This window comes from Sphingomonas sp. PP-CC-1A-547 (assembly GCF_003610375.1).
Lineage (GTDB): Bacteria > Pseudomonadota > Alphaproteobacteria > Sphingomonadales > Sphingomonadaceae > Sphingomonas.
Genome location: NZ_RAPZ01000013.1, coordinates 170,784 through 189,189, shown reverse-complemented (window position 1 = coordinate 189,189; position 18,406 = coordinate 170,784). Strand labels below are relative to the sequence as shown.

Annotated in this window: 21 protein-coding genes; 10 read left to right on the top strand and 11 right to left on the bottom strand. The window is 65.3% G+C overall.

Features of this window, described 5'->3' with window-relative positions; all coding sequences use genetic code 11:
* Nucleotides 1-633: a 7-carboxy-7-deazaguanine synthase gene (queE, locus tag C8J39_RS14315; RefSeq protein ID WP_120301074.1), complete on the top strand. Its 633-nt coding sequence runs from the start codon at nt 1-3 to the stop codon at nt 631-633.
* A 152-nt stretch (nt 634-785) separates the two neighbouring features.
* Here the strand turns inward: queE and C8J39_RS14310 are convergent, their stop codons facing one another.
* The 3 genes from C8J39_RS14310 to lipB form a co-directional block, all read right to left on the bottom strand.
* Entirely contained in the window at nt 786-1,496 is a 711-nt protein-coding gene (locus C8J39_RS14310; RefSeq protein WP_120301073.1) for a hypothetical protein, read from the bottom strand.
* Between the two features lie 297 nt (nt 1,497-1,793).
* The gene (locus tag C8J39_RS14305; protein WP_056065069.1) at nt 1,794-2,075 is read right to left on the bottom strand and encodes a hypothetical protein; all 282 of its coding nucleotides are present in this window, start codon (nt 2,073-2,075) and stop codon (nt 1,794-1,796) included.
* A 103-nt stretch (nt 2,076-2,178) separates the two neighbouring features.
* Nucleotides 2,179-2,958 (bottom strand): lipoyl(octanoyl) transferase LipB, encoded by a 780-nt coding sequence (lipB, locus tag C8J39_RS14300; protein WP_310793837.1) that lies wholly within the window; start codon nt 2,956-2,958, stop codon nt 2,179-2,181.
* 4 nt (nt 2,959-2,962) lie between these two features.
* Here lipB and C8J39_RS14295 point away from each other — a divergent pair, with 4 nt between their 5' ends.
* A complete protein-coding gene (locus C8J39_RS14295; RefSeq protein WP_165895245.1) occupies nt 2,963-3,823 on the top strand; it encodes a glycerophosphoryl diester phosphodiesterase membrane domain-containing protein in 861 nt (286 codons plus the stop codon).
* An 8-nt stretch (nt 3,824-3,831) separates the two neighbouring features.
* Nucleotides 3,832-4,572, top strand: a complete 741-nt coding sequence (locus tag C8J39_RS14290) for a hypothetical protein (protein ID WP_120301070.1) — start codon at nt 3,832-3,834, stop codon at nt 4,570-4,572.
* 126 nt (nt 4,573-4,698) lie between these two features.
* Here C8J39_RS14290 and C8J39_RS14285 read toward each other — a convergent pair whose 3' ends face one another.
* The 3 genes from C8J39_RS14285 to C8J39_RS14275 all read right to left on the bottom strand — a co-directional run bounded on the left by C8J39_RS14285 (nt 4,699) and on the right by C8J39_RS14275 (nt 6,782).
* Nucleotides 4,699-5,292, bottom strand: a complete 594-nt coding sequence (locus C8J39_RS14285) for an N-acetyltransferase (RefSeq protein WP_120301069.1) — start codon at nt 5,290-5,292, stop codon at nt 4,699-4,701.
* A 4-nt stretch (nt 5,293-5,296) separates the two neighbouring features.
* Nucleotides 5,297-6,139: an oxygen-dependent coproporphyrinogen oxidase gene (gene hemF, locus C8J39_RS14280; RefSeq protein ID WP_120301068.1), complete on the bottom strand. Its 843-nt coding sequence runs from the start codon at nt 6,137-6,139 to the stop codon at nt 5,297-5,299.
* A gap of 193 nt (nt 6,140-6,332) precedes the next feature.
* Nucleotides 6,333-6,782 (bottom strand): tRNA (cytidine(34)-2'-O)-methyltransferase, encoded by a 450-nt coding sequence (locus tag C8J39_RS14275; protein ID WP_120301067.1) that lies wholly within the window; start codon nt 6,780-6,782, stop codon nt 6,333-6,335.
* Between the two features lie 203 nt (nt 6,783-6,985).
* Here C8J39_RS14275 and petA point away from each other — a divergent pair, with 203 nt between their 5' ends.
* From petA to C8J39_RS14250, 5 genes are all read left to right on the top strand, one after another.
* Complete coding sequence (petA, locus tag C8J39_RS14270) at nt 6,986-7,552, top strand: ubiquinol-cytochrome c reductase iron-sulfur subunit (RefSeq protein ID WP_120301232.1); 567 nt, start codon at nt 6,986-6,988, stop codon at nt 7,550-7,552.
* A 10-nt stretch (nt 7,553-7,562) separates the two neighbouring features.
* Entirely contained in the window at nt 7,563-8,873 is a 1,311-nt protein-coding gene (locus C8J39_RS14265; RefSeq protein ID WP_120301066.1) for a cytochrome b/b6, read from the top strand.
* Between the two features lie 21 nt (nt 8,874-8,894).
* The gene (locus C8J39_RS14260; protein ID WP_120301065.1) at nt 8,895-9,737 is read left to right on the top strand and encodes a cytochrome c1; all 843 of its coding nucleotides are present in this window, start codon (nt 8,895-8,897) and stop codon (nt 9,735-9,737) included.
* A gap of 139 nt (nt 9,738-9,876) precedes the next feature.
* Nucleotides 9,877-10,425 carry an adenine phosphoribosyltransferase gene (locus C8J39_RS14255; protein ID WP_120301064.1) on the top strand — a complete coding sequence of 183 codons (549 nt, stop codon included), beginning with the start codon at nt 9,877-9,879 and terminating at the stop codon, nt 10,423-10,425.
* Nucleotides 10,426-10,682: 257 nt separating this feature from the next.
* Nucleotides 10,683-11,426, top strand: coding sequence for a hypothetical protein (locus tag C8J39_RS14250; RefSeq protein WP_183038003.1), 744 nt, complete (start codon nt 10,683-10,685; stop codon nt 11,424-11,426).
* A gap of 265 nt (nt 11,427-11,691) precedes the next feature.
* Here the strand turns inward: C8J39_RS14250 and C8J39_RS14245 are convergent, their stop codons facing one another.
* The 4 genes from C8J39_RS14245 to C8J39_RS14230 form a co-directional block, all read right to left on the bottom strand.
* On the bottom strand, nt 11,692-12,153 hold the full coding sequence (locus C8J39_RS14245; RefSeq protein WP_120301063.1) for a MaoC family dehydratase: 462 nt from the start codon (nt 12,151-12,153) through the stop codon (nt 11,692-11,694).
* Between the two features lie 11 nt (nt 12,154-12,164).
* Nucleotides 12,165-13,469 carry an ectonucleotide pyrophosphatase/phosphodiesterase gene (locus C8J39_RS14240; protein WP_243650124.1) on the bottom strand — a complete coding sequence of 435 codons (1,305 nt, stop codon included), beginning with the start codon at nt 13,467-13,469 and terminating at the stop codon, nt 12,165-12,167.
* 151 nt (nt 13,470-13,620) lie between these two features.
* Nucleotides 13,621-15,270 (bottom strand): hypothetical protein, encoded by a 1,650-nt coding sequence (locus C8J39_RS14235; protein ID WP_243650122.1) that lies wholly within the window; start codon nt 15,268-15,270, stop codon nt 13,621-13,623.
* 51 nt (nt 15,271-15,321) lie between these two features.
* Nucleotides 15,322-15,675 (bottom strand): hypothetical protein, encoded by a 354-nt coding sequence (locus tag C8J39_RS14230; protein WP_120301062.1) that lies wholly within the window; start codon nt 15,673-15,675, stop codon nt 15,322-15,324.
* 124 nt (nt 15,676-15,799) lie between these two features.
* Between C8J39_RS14230 and C8J39_RS18540 the strand changes: the two genes are divergently transcribed.
* Both C8J39_RS18540 and C8J39_RS14220 read left to right on the top strand, forming a co-directional pair.
* A complete protein-coding gene (locus C8J39_RS18540) occupies nt 15,800-16,039 on the top strand; it encodes a hypothetical protein (RefSeq protein WP_132833614.1) in 240 nt (79 codons plus the stop codon).
* 541 nt (nt 16,040-16,580) lie between these two features.
* Nucleotides 16,581-16,982 carry an excalibur calcium-binding domain-containing protein gene (locus tag C8J39_RS14220; RefSeq protein ID WP_243644447.1) on the top strand — a complete coding sequence of 134 codons (402 nt, stop codon included), beginning with the start codon at nt 16,581-16,583 and terminating at the stop codon, nt 16,980-16,982.
* Between the two features lie 21 nt (nt 16,983-17,003).
* On the opposite strand, the gene ychF is transcribed toward C8J39_RS14220, so the two are convergent.
* On the bottom strand, nt 17,004-18,101 hold the full coding sequence (gene ychF, locus C8J39_RS14215) for a redox-regulated ATPase YchF (RefSeq protein ID WP_120301060.1): 1,098 nt from the start codon (nt 18,099-18,101) through the stop codon (nt 17,004-17,006).
* Nucleotides 18,102-18,406 lie beyond the last annotated feature (305 nt).

The following is an 18,406-nucleotide window of genomic DNA, read 5'->3' as shown; positions in this document are numbered from 1 at the left end:
ATGAGCTACGCCGTCAAGGAAATGTTCCTCACGTTGCAAGGTGAGGGCGTCAACGCCGGTCGCCGCGCGGTGTTCGTCCGGTTCGCCGGCTGCAACCTGTGGTCGGGCCGCGAACAGGATCGCGCGACCGCGGTCTGCAAGTTCTGCGACACCGAGTTCGTCGGCACCGACGGGCTGGGCGGCGGCAAGTTCGCCGATGCGCAAGCCTTGGCGTCAGCAGTAGCGGGCTTCTGGGGAGAAGGGATGCACGATCGCTTCGTCGTCCTGACCGGTGGCGAGCCGATGCTCCAGATCGACGACGCTATCGTCGATGCGCTGCATGCGTACGGCTTCCGCATCGCGATGGAGAGCAACGGTACGATTCCGGCGCATCCCGGTATCGACTGGATCTGCATCAGCCCCAAGGCGGGCAGCATCGTCGTCCAGCGTGTCGGGCACGAACTGAAGCTGGTCTGGCCGCAACCGGGTAGCGACATCGAGGAAGTCGAGACCTGGAATTTCGAGAACTTCCTGCTTCAGCCGCTCGATGATCCCCGGGCGGATGCGAACCGCGAGGCCTGCGTGGATTTGGTGATGGAACGCCCGCAATGGCGACTGTCGCTCCAGACGCACAAGCTGCTCGGCCTGCGCTAACCCTAGCCTCACGCGCTACGCCAGCTTTCGCGGGGGTATTGCATGAGGCCAGGCGGTCAAGATGTTGAACATTGAAGGCCTAGCGGCCACTTGCCGGGTGCGAAGGGTGAGCGCGGGCGTACCCCAGATCACTCAACCCTCGGCCAGCTGACTCAGCGAGTCGCCATACCCATACCGGCCGGTGGCCAGTTCTGCGCGCCGCATTTCTTCACGACCCATTCGCCCTTCTTGTTCCAGCAGATCGGATCGAGGCGGATCATCATCGGTGCTCCCCGTTCGCGACCGATGTACCGGGGAAAGCGCTGCTCGCCCCACGGGATCAGGCTGTTGCGCAACTCGCGCGAGCGGGCGAGTGCGACCTCGAAGAAATGCCCGCGCGGTGCGAACACCGCATCGCGCCCGATCGACCCTGCGGTCTGGCAAAAGCCGTATTGCGCGGCCACGGTGGCAAAGCTCGAATAGGTCCGCGTCCCGAACTGGTCGAGCGCGCCCTGACCCGCCCTGGGCCCCGCCGCCTTGTTCACGCGCAGGAAGTATTTGGTGAGCGTGTCGAACGCCCCCTTCAGCTCCTCGCCGTGATCGGCCAGGATCGAATTATAGTTCGGCACCGTCAGCAAGGTCGGTTCGAACTGGCACTGCAACGCCGCGACGTTGAGCGCCGCGCGCATGTGCCATACCAACGCCGCGCGCATTTCCGCCGACGTCGCGCCGGGCAGGGCCTGGCCAAGGTCGGATTCTTCACCGGTGACGGCTGCGCCCGAGAAATCGCGCGACTGTAAAAAGAACTGCGCCGACGCCGACTGCGCCACAGCGAGCCCGCTCGACGCCACGCAAAGCGCGAGCGCGGTACGCAACACCTTCATTCCAACCTCCCCAGGGCATTCCAAGTGATCGAATCTAAAGCGTTTCCGTGAAACTCCCAAGCGATTTTAACCTTTTCAACCCGTCGTCCGACGCCGTTGCCGGGTGGGAACGTCAAAAATTCGTCGGCGCCGAAACGATCGCTCGACGACGATGCCGTGGGGGTGCCGTAGAGTGCCCAATAGAGGGTGCGGCCGCACGCGTTGCGATCGCCGAAACCATCGCGCGCCGCCAATAACGAAAAGGGCCGCCCGGTTGCCCGGGCGGCCCTCCACAACGTCGTAGTTCCCTTGCGGAAATTACATTGCGTTGGTGGTCATCGCGTTGTTCGTCATCATGGTGTCGTTCGACATCATCGTGTCGTTCGCCATCATGGTGTCGTTGGCCATCATGCCACCGTTCGACGCGCCGTCGACTGCGGTCATGTTGTCGGACATCGTGTCCATGCCCTCAGTGGCGTTCATGTCGGTGACCATCGTGTTGTCGGTCGTGGTCTCGGTCTTGGGACCGCAAGCCGAAACAGCGAGTGCTGCGCTGGCGATCAGCGAACCGGTCAGAACCTTGGAAATGAGTGCACGCATGTGGAAGCTCCCTAGATAGAGGATTTGGCTGGCTGCTCGCCCTTAATACCCAAATCGTAGTGGACATTAATCCGATAACGCTTTGCCCTCAAGCCTCGTTTTCTCAAGGACAAGAAACTGTTTCAAGGAAAGCATCGGCCGTCAACGCCAGGGCTGCGTCGAAAGTTGCAAGGTCGGCCGGAATGCCGAGCGATTGCAGGCTGGTAACGCCGTATTCCGGCAGGCCGCAGGGCACGATACCACCGAAGTGCGACAGGTCCGGGTCGACGTTGACCGAGAAGCCATGGAGCGTCACCCAGCGTTTGACCCGCACCCCGATCGCCCCGATCTTGGCCTCGCGACCCCCCGGAGCATTGGGATCGAGCGTCCAGATGCCGACCCGGCCATCGACCGCGAACGCCTCGACGCCGAGCTCGCCCAGCGCTGCGATCACCCAGGATTCGAGCGCGTGGACGTAACAGCGCACGTCGCGTCCGCGCTTGGTGAGGTCGAGCACGACATAGCCGATCCGCTGCCCCGGCCCATGATAGGTGTATTTCCCGCCGCGCCCGGTCGGAATCACCGGAAAGCGCGCGTCGATCAGGTCGCCCGGCTCGGCGCTGGTGCCCGCGGTGTAGACCGGCGGATGTTCGAGCATCCACAGCAGTTCGCGCGCCTCACCGGTGCCGACGGCAACCGCGCGCGCCTCCATTTCGGCCAGCGCATCCGCATAGGGGGTAAGGCCGGCGCTGGTCCGCCATTCGATATCGGAGAGGGGAGGGGTGATCACCGATCCCAATTGCGCACCCGTGCCGCAAGTTGCAACCGCGACGAGCCCTTCAACCATGTGGTCAAGCGCGAGGGCTTGGGCTACCTCGCGCAGGAACGGGAATGGCGGGAGCACGGGCATGGCAACGACGGGCGCAACGACGGGCATAGTCAACGCACGCGTGAAGATGGGAACGGTCTGGGATCGCACGATCGAGGTGCTGAACGGGCGCACCGGCATGATCGCACCGATCGCGCTGCTCGGTATAGCGCTGCCCAGCGTGCTCCGCGATGGCTTCGCCGCCTTCTCGACGCCTGGTACGCTGACGTTCGCGCTGGTCGGCGCCACGCTGGCGATCGCCGCACTGGTCGCGGTGATCTGGGCACAGTTGGCGATCGTCGCGATCGCGACGGATCCCGCCACCAACGCCGCCGAAGCGCGTCGCGTGGCGGGCAAGCGCGTGCTCCCGGCGCTCGGCATCACGATGTTGCTGACGTTCGTGGCAGCGCTGTTCGTGGTGCCGCCGGTGATCGTACTGCTCAATTCGGGGTTCGATTTCGCGGCTGCGGCCAGCGGATCGAGCGTCCAGATCACTCCGCCCAGCGCGAATGCGGCGGCATTCGTGGCGCTGTACGGGCTTGCCTTTCTGCTGGTGGCGATCTGGATCGGCGCTCGACTGGTGTTGCTCAACCCGGTCATCCTCAACGAGCGTCGCGGGATCGGTGCGATCCGCCGTTCGGTCCAACTCACCAAGGGGCTGACGTGGCGGATCATCGGCGTGTTGATCCTGTTCGCGATCGTCATGCTCGTGTCCACCTGGGCCGCGCAGTCGGTGACCGGGATCATATTCCGCCTCGCGCTCGGCGCCGACGGAAGCGCCACCGCGACCTTCCTGTCGGGCGTGGTCGCGACGATCGTCACCACCGTCTTCACCGCGCTCGCCGCGGTCTTCACCGCGCAGCTCTACGTCGCGGTCAGAGAGAAACTTCCCCAGGAATGAAATCCCCGATGAAGCTCGATTTCGCGACCGTCCTCACCGACGCCTGGACGCTGTTCAAGCGCGACCGCGACCTGTTGCTGCGGATCGCCGCACCGTTCCTGTTCCTGCCTGCCTTTGCGCTCGCGCTGGTCGTTCCCGATCCGCCGATGCCCGATGCCGCGGCGGGCAATAACGAAGCGCAGGCGATGGTCTGGGCCGATGCGGTGCAGACCTGGGCTGCGGCGCATGGCGGCTGGTATCTGCTGGCCTATGTGATGAGCTTCTTCGGCACGTCGCTGTTCTACGCGCTGTATCTCGACCGCGAGCATCTCGACCTGCGGCAGGCATTGAAGCGGTGCCTGCGGATCTTCCCGCGCTTCCTGCTGGCGATGGTGATCGTGTCGCTACCGGCCGGCGCAGGGCTGCTGCTGTACGCGATCCCCGGCCTCTACATACTCGGCCGGACGATGCTGACCGGCCCGGCAATGTTCGCCGAAGCCCCGCTTGGTGCGCTGGCTGCGATCCGACGCAGCTTCACGCTCAGCCGAGGCTCGGGGCTCCCGCTGATGGGTCTGGCCGCGTTCAGCTATATCAGCGGCTGGCTCGTCGGCGCGCCGTTCATGATGGCCGACAAGGCGTTGCGCGACGGCGGGCCGGCCAACCCGGTTGCGCTGGCGATCGTCGACGCCGGCGCCGCGGTGGCGGCGATGGCGGCGGGTATCGCGATGGCCCTGATAGCGATCTCTGCTTATCGGCGGCTGGCGCGGTAGGGGGCGAGCCTCAAAGCTAGTCCGAGGCCAGAAGCATCACACATGCTCCTACCGCCTCCTTGTTCTCCCGCGAAGGCGGGAGCCCAGTCTGGATCCCCGCCTTCGCGGGGAAACATGTTTTTCTACCTAGCCCCGCTTACCCAAATACGGGATCTGCGGCGCCGTCTCCGGCGGCAACAAGCCGGAAGCCCGCGGATCGGGAAACGTCTCGATCGTCCGCTTCACCGCCACGAACCCCTGCGCCCAATAAAACCCCAGCGCGCTAGGATGATCGAGCGTGCAGGTGTGTAGCCAGACCCGCTCAACCCCCTTCGCCCAGGCGCGTGCGCAAGCCTCGGCCATCAACCACCGGCCGTGCCCCTGTCCCGCCAGCTCCGGGATCAGCCCGAAATACGAGATCTCGCACGCCCCCGCCACGCGGAAATCGAGTTCGAGCATCCCGACCTCGATCCCCGCCGGATCGAGCACCGCATACACTGCGATTCCCGGATCATGCACGATCGCCGACAGCGCATCGTCCGCCATCACCAGCCGCGAGAACCACAGCCACGGGCTCCCCACCCGCCGGAACAGCGCGCGATACTTCTCCAGCGCGGGCCGCTCCCACTTCACAAGCCGCAACCGCGATCCCGGGCTCGGCCGCAGCGGTGGCCGCGTTCGCATTTCCAGCGTCGTGACGATCGTCGCGAGGACATCGTCGGCAACCGGGATTAGCGCCACTGGATCACGACCACGTCGCGCGCGGCGGCAGGCTCATCAGGATCGCGTCGATGTTGCCACCGGTCTTCAGCCCGAACAGCGTGCCGCGATCATAGACGAGATTGAACTCGGCATACCGCCCGCGCCATTCGAGCATCTGCGCCTCGTCGGCCGCATCGAACGGCGTATCCATCCGCCGCCGCACGATCCGCGGATAGGCATCTAGAAACGCCTCGCCGACATCGCGAGTGAACGCGAAGTTCGCGTCGAAATCACCGTCGAGATGGTCGAAGAAGATGCCGCCCGCACCGCGGCTCACTTTCCGGTGCGGGATGTAGAAATACGTCTCCGCCCATTCCTTGAACCGGGGATAGTGCGCCGGATCGTGCGCGTCGCACGCCGCCTTCATCGTTGCGTGAAAGTCGACCGTATCCTCCTCGATCGGCAAGGGCGGGTTGAGATCGCCGCCGCCGCCGAACCAGCGCTTGGTCGTGTTGAGGAAGCGACAGTTCATGTGAACCGCGGGCACGTGCGGGTTGGTCATGTGCGCGACCAGGCTGATCCCGGTCGCGAAGAAGCGGGGGTCTTCGCCGGCCCCGTGGATCGACTTGGCGAAATCGCCTTCGAACGTCCCACCGACGGTCGAGACGTTGACGCCGACCTTCTCGAAGACCTTGCCCTTCATGACGCCGCGCACGCCGCCGCCGCCGGGTTCACCCGACGGATCGATCCGGTCCCACGGCATGTACTCGAACGACGCGTCGGAGCCCGCCTCCCGCTCGATCGCCTCGAACTCCGCGCAGATGCGATCGCGCAGGGATTCGAACCAGGTTCGGGCGGCGGCTTGCTGGGGGTCGAGGTCGATCATGCGGGCGTCTTACCGGCGGCGAGCCACGCTTGAAAGGGTAACGGGCGTACCGGCGATGAGGGCTGCCTCTTCTGCTCCCCTCCCTGGAAGGGAGGGGCTGGGGGTGGGTCGGCGTCCGCGCATCCGACCGCTGGTGGCTAAAGCCGGCCGACCCACCCCCGACCCCTCCCTTCCAGGGAGGGGAGCAGAAGAGTCATGCCGGCCAGCCGCCGGTTTGCCGCAAGGCCTCCGCCGCGACGATCCCGGTCGCCACGGAAATGTTCATCGACCGCAACCCAGGCCGCATCGGGATCAGCACCCGCACATCGGCGCGCGCATGCACCTCCTCAGGCACCCCAGTCCCCTCGCTCCCCATCAACAACACGTCGTCCTCGCGAAACTCGGCGACATCCAGTCGCACCGCGCCCTTCGTCGTCAGCAACGCGATCCGCCCCTGTACCTGCGCCAGGAAAGTGTCCCAATCGACATGCCGCACCACGTCGACCGCCCCCACATAATCCATCCCCGAGCGCGCGACCGCCTTCTCACTCCAGGTGAATCCCATCGGTTCGATCAGGTCGACGCCGATCCCCATGCACGCTGCGGTCCGCAGGATCGCGCCGACATTTCCGGCGATATCGGGCTGATAGAGGGCAATTCTCATGCCCGATCCCTTAGCGCGAAGAGGGCCGGACGGTAACCCAAAGCAAAATGCAGTTGGCAAACCCGCACCCCGCCGTCTATCAAAGGCCAGCCTCCGTGGGGACGGTCGGGCAGGGTGGGCAACGGTTCGTCGAAACCGGAAACCCCGCCAGGCCACGAAAAAAATAACGTGCAAGGGCGAGATGAATGGCGACAGTCGACGACATGGTTCCTCCCGGCGAATCGCCAGAGCCGTTTCACGAAGAGGCCCATGATCCTCGCCGCCGTGATTTCATCAACATCGCCGCGGTATCCTTCGCAGGGGTAGGCGCGGTCGCGATCGTCCTGCCGCTGATCAACCAGATGAACCCGAGCGCAGACGTGCTCGCGCAGTCGACCACCGAGATCGACCTGTCGAAGATCCTTCCCGGCCAGGCGATCAAGACCAGCTTCCGCAAGCAGCCTCTCTTCGTCCGCAACCTGACGCCGAAGGAAATTTCGGAAGCCGACGCCGTCGACATCTCAACGCTGCGCGATCCGCAGACGCTGGAGCAGCGCACCAAGGCAGGCAAGAAGAACTGGCTGATCACGCTGGGCGTCTGCACGCATCTCGGCTGCGTTCCGCTCGGCGCGGGCGAGGGCGAGAACAAAGGGCCGTTCGGCGGCTATTTCTGCCCGTGCCACGGCTCGGCCTACGACACCGCCGCACGCATCCGCAAAGGCCCCGCTCCGTCGAACCTCCACGTTCCGGACTACGCCTTCAACTCCGACACCGTCGTCACGATAGGCTGAGGAAAACACCATGAGCTTTCCCTGGGCCAAGCAATACGAACCGAAGCTGCCGCTGACGCGGTGGCTGGACGAGCGGCTTCCCGTTCCCCGGCTCGTCTACAATTCACTCGGCGGCGGCTATCCCGTCCCGCGCAACCTCAATTACTTCTGGAACTTCGGCGTCCTCGCCGGCGCCGCGCTGGCGATCCAGATCGTCACCGGCATCGTGCTGGCGATGCACTATGCCGCCAACGGCGCGGTCGCATTCGACTCGGTCGAGAGCATCATGCGCGACGTCAACGCCGGCTGGTTCCTGCGCTACGCCCACGCGAACGGCGCCTCGATGTTCTTCATCGTCGTCTACACGCACATCTTCCGCGGGCTCTATTACGGCTCGTACAAGGCACCGCGCGAGATGGTGTGGCTGCTCGGCGTGGTGATCTTCCTGCTGATGATGGCGACCGCGTTCATGGGCTACGTGCTTCCGTGGGGCCAGATGAGCTTCTGGGGCGCGCAGGTCATCACCGGGTTCTTCTCGGCGATCCCGCTGGTCGGCGACACCATCCGCATCTGGCTGCTGGGCGGATTCGCACCGGACAATGCCGCGCTCAACCGCTTCTTCTCGCTGCATTACCTGCTGCCGTTCGTGATCGCGGGCGTCATTATCCTGCACATCTGGGCGCTGCACATTCCGGGTTCGAACAACCCGACCGGCGTCGACGTGAAGGGCGAGCAGGACACCGTCCCGTTCCACCCATACTACACCGCCAAGGACGGCTTCGGGCTCGGCATCTTCATGCTGATCTTCGCCGGCCTGCTGTTCTTCTTCCCGAATTATCTCGGCCACCCGGACAATTACATTCCGGCGAACCCGCTCTCGACGCCCGCGCACATCGTCCCCGAATGGTATTTCTGGCCGTTCTACGCGATCCTGCGCGCCTTCACCGCGGACTTCATCCTGCCGGCCAAACTCTGGGGCGTGCTGGCGATGTTCGGCTCGATCCTGCTGCTGTTCTTTCTGCCCTGGCTGGACAGTTCGCCGGTGCGGTCGATGAACTATCGTCCGAAGGCGCGGATCGCGTTCTGGGTGCTGGTCGCCGACATCCTGATCCTCGGCTATTGCGGCGGTGCACCGGCGACGGCGACCTACGTGATCCTGAGCCAGATCTGCGCGGCCTATTACTTCGCGCATTTCCTGATCATCCTGCCGCTGATCTCGCGCGCCGAGCGTCCGCGGCCGTTGCCTAACTCGATCACCGAGGCCGTCCTGGCCAATCACGGTGGTACGAGCCCGGCCCAGACCGCGCTGTCGACGGCTTCTGCGCCGCACACCGCGCACTGATACGAACTAGAGGACACACACATGGTTCGTCTCATCGCATCCCTGGTCGGCGCGGCCTTCGTGCTGGTGCTCGGCATCGCGCTGTTCGGCAGCGTCTACGGGGCCATCACCGACCCCGTCGCGGCCACCGCCGAGAGCGAGTATCATCTCCACCCGAAGGAGCTGGACCTCGCCTCGAACGGCGTGTTCGGCAAGTTCGACCGTCGCCAGCTCCAGCGCGGTTTCCAGGTCTACAAGGAAGTTTGCGCGGCCTGCCACTCGCTGCGCCTGGTGGCGTTCCGCGACTTGCAGAAGATCGGCTATTCGGAGCCCGAGGTTAAGGCGATCGCCAACCAGTGGGTGATCGAGCAGCCGTCGATCAACCCGGAGACGGGCGAGGCGGCCACGCGGAAGAACATCCCGTCGGATCACTTCCCGCTGCCGTTCGCCAACGACGTCGCCGCCCGCGCCGCCAACAACAACGCGCTGCCGCCCGACCTATCGCTGATGACCAAGGCACGCCATGATGGTGGTGCGTACATCCACTCGCTGCTGACCGGCTACCAGCCGCAGTCGGCGAAGATGCTGAAGGAATTCCCGGACATCAAGACGCCTGAGGGTCTGCACTACAACCCGTATTTCGCGAACCTCAACATCGCGATGCCGCCACCGCTGACGTCCGATGGTCAGGTCGGCTATGCGGACGGGACGAAGGCGACCAAGGAGCAGATGTCGACGGACGTCGCGGCGTTCCTGACCTGGACCGCCGAGCCTAACCTCGAGGCGCGCCATGCCGCCGGGTTCGCGTCGATCATCTTCATCCTGATCTTCTGCGGCCTCGCCTGGGGCGCGTACCAGAACGTCTGGCGCGACGTTAAGCATTGATGACGGCCGGGCTCCCGCGGTAAGGGCGCAAGGATAGAGGGAGCGGCGGACGGGCGAACAGCCTGATCCGCCGCTTTCGTTTTGGCCGTCGCGCAGCACCGCGATACGGCCGCCGCTTCGCGCGAAGAAGGGAACGTCCATGTCCGAGACCAACGAGCGCAACGCCGACCTGAAGGCGCTGATCCGTACCATTCCGGACTTCCCCAAGCCCGGCATCCAGTTCCGCGACATCACCACCTTGCTGCTCGACCCACACGGCTGGGCGACCGCGATCGAGCGGATGGTCGCGGCGGTCTCCGGCCCCGTCGATCTGGTCGCCGGCATCGAAGCCCGCGGCTTCCTGTTCGCCGCCGCGCTCGCCGCACCGCTGAAGGCCGGCGTCCTGCTGATCCGCAAGGACGGCAAGCTCCCCGGCGCCACCATCGCAGAGGACTACGCGCTCGAATACGGCACCGACCGCATCGCGATCCACGCCGACGCCTTCGCCCCCGGCGCCCGCGTCCTGCTGGTCGACGACCTGATCGCCACCGGCGGCACCGCCCGCGCCGCCGTCCGCCTCCTCCACAAGGCTGGTGCGGTCGTCACGCAAGCCCAGTTCCTGGTCGACCTGCCGGACCTAGGCGGTGCGGACGCACTGCGCACCGACGGCATCGAAGCAACCGCCCTGATCCACTTCCCCGGCCACTGACCACGCGCTTGCCGCGGAAGCCCCCCGGCCTTTGTTCCCCCGCGGCCGCGGGGGCCCAGCTAAATACCGTAGCGCACCGCTACCCTCGACCCCCGCGTGCGCGAGGGAACAGTAGAGGGAGGGCGCCTCATCCGCACAGGCGCTCGCGCCAGCCCCAAACCCGTCAGACCCCATTCATGGAACTTGCGACATACCGACTCCGTTATACGATGAATGGCGGCGCGTAGTGTCCGCTCTCCACGTACGGGAGAACCTCCATGTTTATGAAGCGCTTCGGCATTATCGGCCTAGCCTTGGGTCTCGGACTAGGCGTCGCAGGCTGCACTGATGGTTACGGCTATGGCGGCGCGGGCGTCGGCTATGCCAGTGACCCTTATTACGGCGGTGGCTACGGCGACGGCTATCACGGTGCAAGTTACGGCGGCGGCTATGACGGCTTTGCAGGCTATGGCGGCCTGAACTCCTACTACGGCTGGAGCGGGGATTATTACTATCCCGGCTCAGGCGTGTACGTCTACGACCGCTACCGCCGCCCGCACCGCTGGAACGGCAACCAGCAGCGCTACTGGCAGGGCCGCCAGCAATATCGCGGCAACCGCAACGACGGTGGCCGCGGCAACTGGGGCGGCTTTGGCAACCGAGGCAATGGCGGCCGGGACGGCGGCTGGCGTGGCAACCGTCCGGGCTATCAGAATAATCCCGGCACGCCCGGTCAAGGCCAGTTCGGCAACGGCCGTCCCGGGCGAGGTCCCGGCCAAGGCTGGGATCGCGGCCGTGGCCCCGATCGCGGCCAGTTCGGTCAACCCAGGCAGCCTGCCCAGCCCGGCCAGGTCACCAACCCGCAGCAGCCCCAGGCGCAAGGTGGCTTCCGCGGCAATCGCGGCGACGGCGCGTTCCGAGGCAATCACGGCGGCGGCGGCCAGCGTTTCGGCGGCGGACAGCGCTTCGGTGGCGGACGTCAGGGCGGTGGCAACCGCGGCGGCGGCCGTCCAGCGCAGTAACTAGAGCAGGTTGGTTCACGCGAAGGCACGAAGAGAAAACTTCGATTTCACGCGGAGACGCGGAGACGCAGGGGGTAACTCGGGGTGAGAGCGCCTAGCCCGGGTGGCGGTAGCGAACCCCACCCAAAGCTCTGCCATTCAAAAACTCTCCGCGTCTCCGCGTCTCCGCGTGAACAAACCTTCTCTTCGCGCCTTCGCGCCTTCGCGTGAATTATTGCTGCATCGGGAAGGCCGTCAGCCATCCATCAGGGCAACGGCTCGGCAATCAACTGGCGTTCGCATCCGTGGGGCGCGTCGCGACCAGCCCGTTCGACACGAACGTCATCACCATAACGTCGTCCTGGTTGAACACCCGCATCCGGCTCTTGAAGATTCCCATCTCCGGCCGGCTTGCCGACACGCGTTTCTCCAGGATCTCGGTCTCGCAGCGCAGAGTGTCCCCCGGATACACCGGCTTCACCCACTTCAGTTCGTCGATCCCCGGCGACCCGAGCCCGGCCTGCTGATTATCCTTCAGGTTTGCGACCACCATCGACATCACCATCGCGCACGTATGCCAGCCGCTCGCCGACAACCGCCCGAAATGCGTCTGCGCGGCCGCCTCGTCGGACAGGTGAAACGGCTGCGGATCGTATTTCGCCGCGAAGTCCATCACCTCCTCGCGCGTGACGGCATAAGAACCGAACGACGCAGTCCGACCGACCTCGATATCCTCGAAATACTGCACAACCTCTCCTCTTATCGTTGCAGCACCTTCTGGAAGGGGGCGTCGGTGCCGTCCAGCCCCGCTTCGGCCGGCAACCCGATCAGGTCGCGTAACAAGGGCTCGATCGCGACGTTGTCGAAGCTCGCAATCGTCTTGCCGCGCGCAAACGCCGGTCCGTTGGCGATGAACAGCGCGCGCATCTCCGGCGCCATGTTGTCATAGCCGTGCATCCCACCGACCGAAGCCTTGGTCGGCGCGCTCGGATCGACCCGCCAGCCGACATCGGCAAGGCACAAATAGCTCGGCACGCGCGGGTTGCGCCCATAATGGAACCGCGCCGGAATCTCCCCCTTGCGCCAGCATTGCAGATGATCGTGGCGGGTCAGCAACCGCGCCTCCAACGCCGACTCATGCCCCGGCACCGCGAACAGGGTCGCGTACGGCCCCGTCTCGACCGTGCGATAATCCGCCTTGTCCGCGATCGTATCGAGCGCCACCACCCGCGTGCTGCTAGTCGCCGCCATGCCGTGATCCGCGACGATCACCAGGTTCGCCCGCTGCCCCAGCGCGGCCAGCCCATCGACCAGCGCGCCGATGCTCGCATCGACATCCGCCACCGCCTGAGCCACGCCCGCGCTGTCCGGCCCACCCGCATGACCCGCGCTGTCGACCGTATCGAAATACAGCGTCACCAGCTTGGGGCGGATCGCGGCCGGCCGCCGCATCCAGTCGAGCACTGCATTGACCCGCTGCGTCCCCGAAACCTGCTGGTTGAACTGCTGCCAGTCCTCCGGCCGCGTCCCGCCCTCGATCGCGCCGTGGCTGTCGGGCTTCACCTTGCCGCCGACCGCGACGTTCGCGCCCGGCCAGAACATCGTCGCCGTCCTGATCCCGGCCTTCTCCGCATCGACCCAGATCGGCGAGCTCTCGCTCCACCAGAACGGATCGTCCGTCGCCATCGTGAACGTCTCGCCCGGCCGCGCCGGATCCTCCATCTTGTTGCCGACGATTCCGCTGCGATCGGGCCGCAGACCGGTCACCAGCGTCCAGTGATTGGGAAAGGTGATGCTCGGAAACGACGGCCGCATGCTCGCGAACACGCCGCCAGCGCGCAACCGGTTGAGGTTGGGCGTCACGCCACGGTCGAGATAATCCGGCCGGAAGCCATCGATCGACACGAGGATGGTAACCGGCGCCCGAGTCTCGCCCGGTATCGCGGCCGCCGCCATCGTGGTCGGAGCAGGCGTGGTAATCGGTGCAAGGGCAGGGGGCGTATACGGATATGCACACCCGGCGAGCGTCAGCCCTAGAAATGCGAGCACAGCCGTCTTCATCATAACCGTTCGTCCCGAGCAGATGGCGACTTCGCGCCTTACTCGGCACCAACGTCGAGCGAAACCCGTCCAGGGCTCCTCTCCCGCTTTCTTGTTCTCCCGCGAAGGCGGGAGCCCAGTCTGGATCCCCGCCTTCGCGGGGAAACAAGTTCCCCTACAACCCCACCGCCAACTTGCTGAACAACGTCCAGCTCACTGGCGTCTTCCCATACGCCGCCTCAAGCGCCGCCGGCTTCGCATACGCCGCGACGGTCCCGCCGAGCGCCAACCCGAGCGGACCCACGATCGGCAGCCGGTACGCATACCCGACCTCCGCCTTCGTCACGCGGAACTTCCGATCATGCAGCGGATCGTCGTGATCGGGAAAAAGCTCGTCGTTCGCCACGTTTTCGACCCTGCCGAACACGGCATGCCGCGCCGAAAGCTCATACGTCGCCTCCGCCAGGAACGCGCTCAGCTTCTCCCCCGGCACCCGGTCCTTGAGACTATACGCAAACGTCGTCGCCAGCCCGCCCCGCGCATATTGCACGCTGGCGGTCGAGCGGTTCTCGTCCTCCCCTGGATGCTGTGCCTCGGGCTCCTTCAGATGGCCATGGCTCACCTGCACCGCCCAGAACGGCGACGGCGTCCACGTTCCCCGCACGCTCCACGAATCGAGCCGCGGCGTCTCGATATTCCAGCGATGCTCGTCCGGCTCGCGCCCCTTGAACGCCGACGCCTCCAGCTGGAACGCCGGCGTCGCATACCCCGCCGTCACCACGCCGTAGGTGATGTGCGTCGAATCGAACCAGTGATGCGTGATCGGCGACATCGGCTGATACCGCGCCGACCCGCGGTGCATGAATGCGCTCGGCCCCAGCGCCGGCTCGCCGACCGGCCCGCCATACAGGAAGACGGTGTTGCCGTTCCCCAGCCGATAATCGACCTTCGCGGCAAGCTCCATGAACAGGTCGTGCGGATGCTGCCGATCGACCAGCGGTCGATCGTTCGCCAGTTCGCCGGTTGCAAACAAATTGGTGTAGCCCCGCGCGCCCATCAACGGCTCGAGGCTGTTCATAGTCCGCAGCTGGATGTGAAACCGGTCGCCAAGGTCGCGATCCGCCATCAGCATCGCCATCGACTGCACGAACGCCTCGCTTTTCCCGCGCGGTCCCCCCTGGTCGGTCGCGACGCCCCACGCATAGCCATGCGCCATCAGCATCCATTCGCCGACCTGCGCCATATACCCGCGCATCGGCCCCTCAGCCGCCGGCAGTCGCGACGTCCCGCTCCCCTGGCTGTAGAACCCGGCCGACGTCCCCATCGCCATTCCCGCCATCGCCGAGCCCGCCGGCATTTTCTCCAGCGCCGCATCGGATGCCGCGCGATAGGCGGGGTCGGCGATCATTGCATGGCCCATCGCGCCATGATCCATCGCCATCCCGGGCATCGCCGAGTGATCCATCTGCGCATGATCCATGCCGGGCATAGCCTCGGGCATCGCAGACGGTGTGGCCGAAGTCGGAGGAGCGACCGGAGCAGGGTGCCCCATCGCCGAATGGTCCATCGTCGAATGATCGACAGGACTCCCCGACTGCAACGTGTGAGCCGACGGAGCAGCCGAACGCACACCCGAACGCTTAACCCCCGGCCGCGGCTTGGCCTTCTTCACCGTCTTCCTGGGAGCCGCATCCTGCATCGTCATGCCCGGCATGGACATGGCATGTTGCGCCACCGCGCCAATGGGCAGCACCGCCGCCACGACACCGCCGGCAAGCAGCATCGCCCTCACGGCCCCAGCCGCGAGAAACCTCGATCGAGTCATTAGTATATCCTCGGAAAAGCCTGAAAATCTGGGCGCCTCAGCACCCGACGATCAAGCCTTCCGCGGAGGCCGCAAAGCCGGCGCGACGCCCGCCCCAAGATCCAGCACCGCCGCCCGCTCGGTCACCATCCCCGGCTCCCGCAACGCCACGCCGAGCACCCGGGCGCCATTCCAGTTCGAAGGCGGCACGCACCCGATGCACCCATGCAGCGGCGTAGCCTTCCGGTCGGGCGCCTCGTGATCCGGCCGATGGCCCGATATTGCCGCGTGCGTCCCGCCCATCGCCGCCATGTCCATGACGATGGCACTCCCCCGCGAAGCAGACGCATCATGACACGCCGCCGGCGCCACCGCAGGAAACGCAAACGCAGCAAGGAGCAAAGCCAGGATCAGGCGCGCGAGCATGCCGCCGGTCTACCCCCCCGCACGACCCGCGACAACCGCGCAGTCTCTCTCCGAACCCGCCAAACCGCTCGTGGCGCTAAAGCGCAGCCTTGCCCGAAACCCGCGAAAGGTTCAGCCTCAGCGCATGAAGACCCCAACGCACTCCGAACGAACCAAAACCACCAACGCCCCCGCCGCCAAAGTCTCGATCAGGATCGGCAAACGCACGACTTTCGACGCATCGGTCACCAGCGCGGGCCTGCTGTCGGTCGGCGCGCTCGTATCCAGCATCCTCCTGTCCAGCGCAGTCATAGTCGCCGCGGCAGGCCGCAAGTCCGCAAGACGACCACTGGCATTGCCTGATCATACCAAGGCCAACGGCTAGGGCTCAATTGCGGGCATAGACACAGTAGGGAAACATTCGGTCATGCCGATATGCTCACTTCGTTACGCTCGAACCATGGCGGCCCTACTTGTTACCGTAATTGCTGGAAGTTGCAGCAGCTTGCCCAAGCGCCTGAATGTGTCCGAAAGCCGCACCTGCCTAGGCCAAGGAGGATATGAGAGCCGCAGCGCTTTCGGCTTCCCAATCTGTCAATCCCGCTACGCCGATGGCGGAAAGATGTGTGCCGACAAGGCGGATTGCCAAGGTCGGTGTCTCAGAAGCGTCGATGGACCGGGGCAGACACCTATTCCACCGGCTGGCGAAGCAGCAGAGGGGCTATGCCAAGCTGAACGATACAATCCCGGATGTTTCGCGACGATCGAAGGTGGTAAAATCACAGCAGCAGGCGAGGTGTGCGAGGACTGATAGCTACGGCTGCAATCTTATTAACACCGACATCAAGTCTTTCACCATCTTTGCCTTGCCCTAAAACAGCAACCCAACAAACATTCGTAAACCACTACGCCCGTATGGTGGCGTCATGGAGCGTTCCTTTATCACAGTCACGGCAATCGCCTCGACATTGATGTTTGCCGGTGTCTGGAAAGCCACTGAGCCGCAGCCCATTCCTGCCCCTGCTATCGTCGATACCAAGGCGGTCCCCGATATGGCGATCGCCGCGCCGCCGGTGGTGCGGCGACACGCCGTCGCGCCTGCACGGCGCGTAGCAGACGCCGAGCCCTACAACGTCGTTCGCCCAGCATTTGGATCATCGCCACCGGCCCGCCGTTCGACCAGCTCCCAGTCGGAAAGCTCGGTATTCTACAGCGGATGCCGCGAAGTGCGGGCGGCGGGGGCCGCGCCGCTTCACCGCGGTCAGCCGGGTTATCGTGCCGGCATGGACGGTGACGGCGACGGGGTAGCCTGCGAAAACTATCGCTGACCCACCGCCGCCGCCGAACCCTCAGCTATGCAGGAAGTGCATCACGTCGCCGTCGTGGACGACGTACGCCTTGCCTTCCGCGCGCAGCTTGCCGGCCTCGCGTGCCTTCGATTCCCCACCCAGCGCGATGAAGTCGTCGAACGCGATCGTCTCGGCGCGGATGAAACCCTTTTCGAAATCGCCGTGGATCTCGCCCGCGGCCTGCGGTGCGGTCGCGCCCTCGTGGACGGTCCAGGCACGCGCTTCCTTCGGGCCGACCGTGAAGAACGTCAGCAGGTGGAGCAGCTTGTACCCGGCGGTGATGACGCGGGCGAGACCGGTCTCCTCCAGCCCAAGTTCGCCGAGAAACTCGCCGCGGTCCTCGGCGGGCATCGTCGCGATTTCCGCCTCGATCGCCGCCGACACCACGACCGCCTCGGCGCCCTCGGCCTTCGCCTTCTCGAACACCCGCGCCGACAGCGCATTGCCGTTCGCCGCATCGCCCTCGTCGACGTTGCACACGTACAGCACCGGCTTGGCGGTCAGCAACTGCGCCTGTGCGAACACGCGCGCCTCGTCCTCGTCCTTCGGCACGGTCAGCCGGGCGGGCTTGCCTTCGCGCAGCAGTTCGAGCGCCTGGCCGAGCACGGCGGCACCGATCTTGGCTTCCTTGTCGCCCTGCATGCCCTTCTTGGCGAGGTTCGGGACGCGCTTTTCGAGGCTATCGAGATCGCTCAGCATCAACTCGGTGTCGACCGTCTCGGCGTCGGCGATCGGGTCGACCTTGTTGTCGACATGCGTCACGTCGCCGTCCTCGAAGCAGCGTAGCACATGGACGATCGCGTCGACCTCGCGGATGTTGCCGAGGAACTGGTTGCCGAGCCCTTCGCCCTTCGACGCGCCGCGCACCAGCCCGGCAATGTCGACGAAGCCCAACTGAGTCTCGATGATCTTCTGCGATCCGGCGATCTTGGCGAGCGCATCGAGCCGCTTGTCGGGCACGCCGACGTTACCGACGTTCGGCTCAATCGTGCAGAACGGATAGTTCGCCGCCTGCGCCGCGGCCGTCTCGGTCAGCGCGTTGAAGAGAGTGGACTTGCCGACGTTCGGCAGCCCCACGATGCCGCAGCGAAAACCCATGATATGCCCTTGGTATAAGAATGTGCGGGCGCTTTAGGGCAGGGCGGCAAGGAAGGCCAGTGAAGGCCGCGCGCGCGGTAAGAGTTCGTCCTGCTCCCCTCCCTGGAAGGGAGGGGCTGGGGGTGGGTAGGCCAGCTTTGGCCGCAACCGTTCCACGATCTGGACACCGACCCACCCCCAACCCCTCCCTTCCAGGGAGGGGAGAAGCTCCGCGCCGCGCGCCAGGTCCAGCACCTCGTGATCGACCCACTCGATTGCCGCAGTGCAGCAAAATAATCATACCGGTCGGTAGTTATCATATGGTC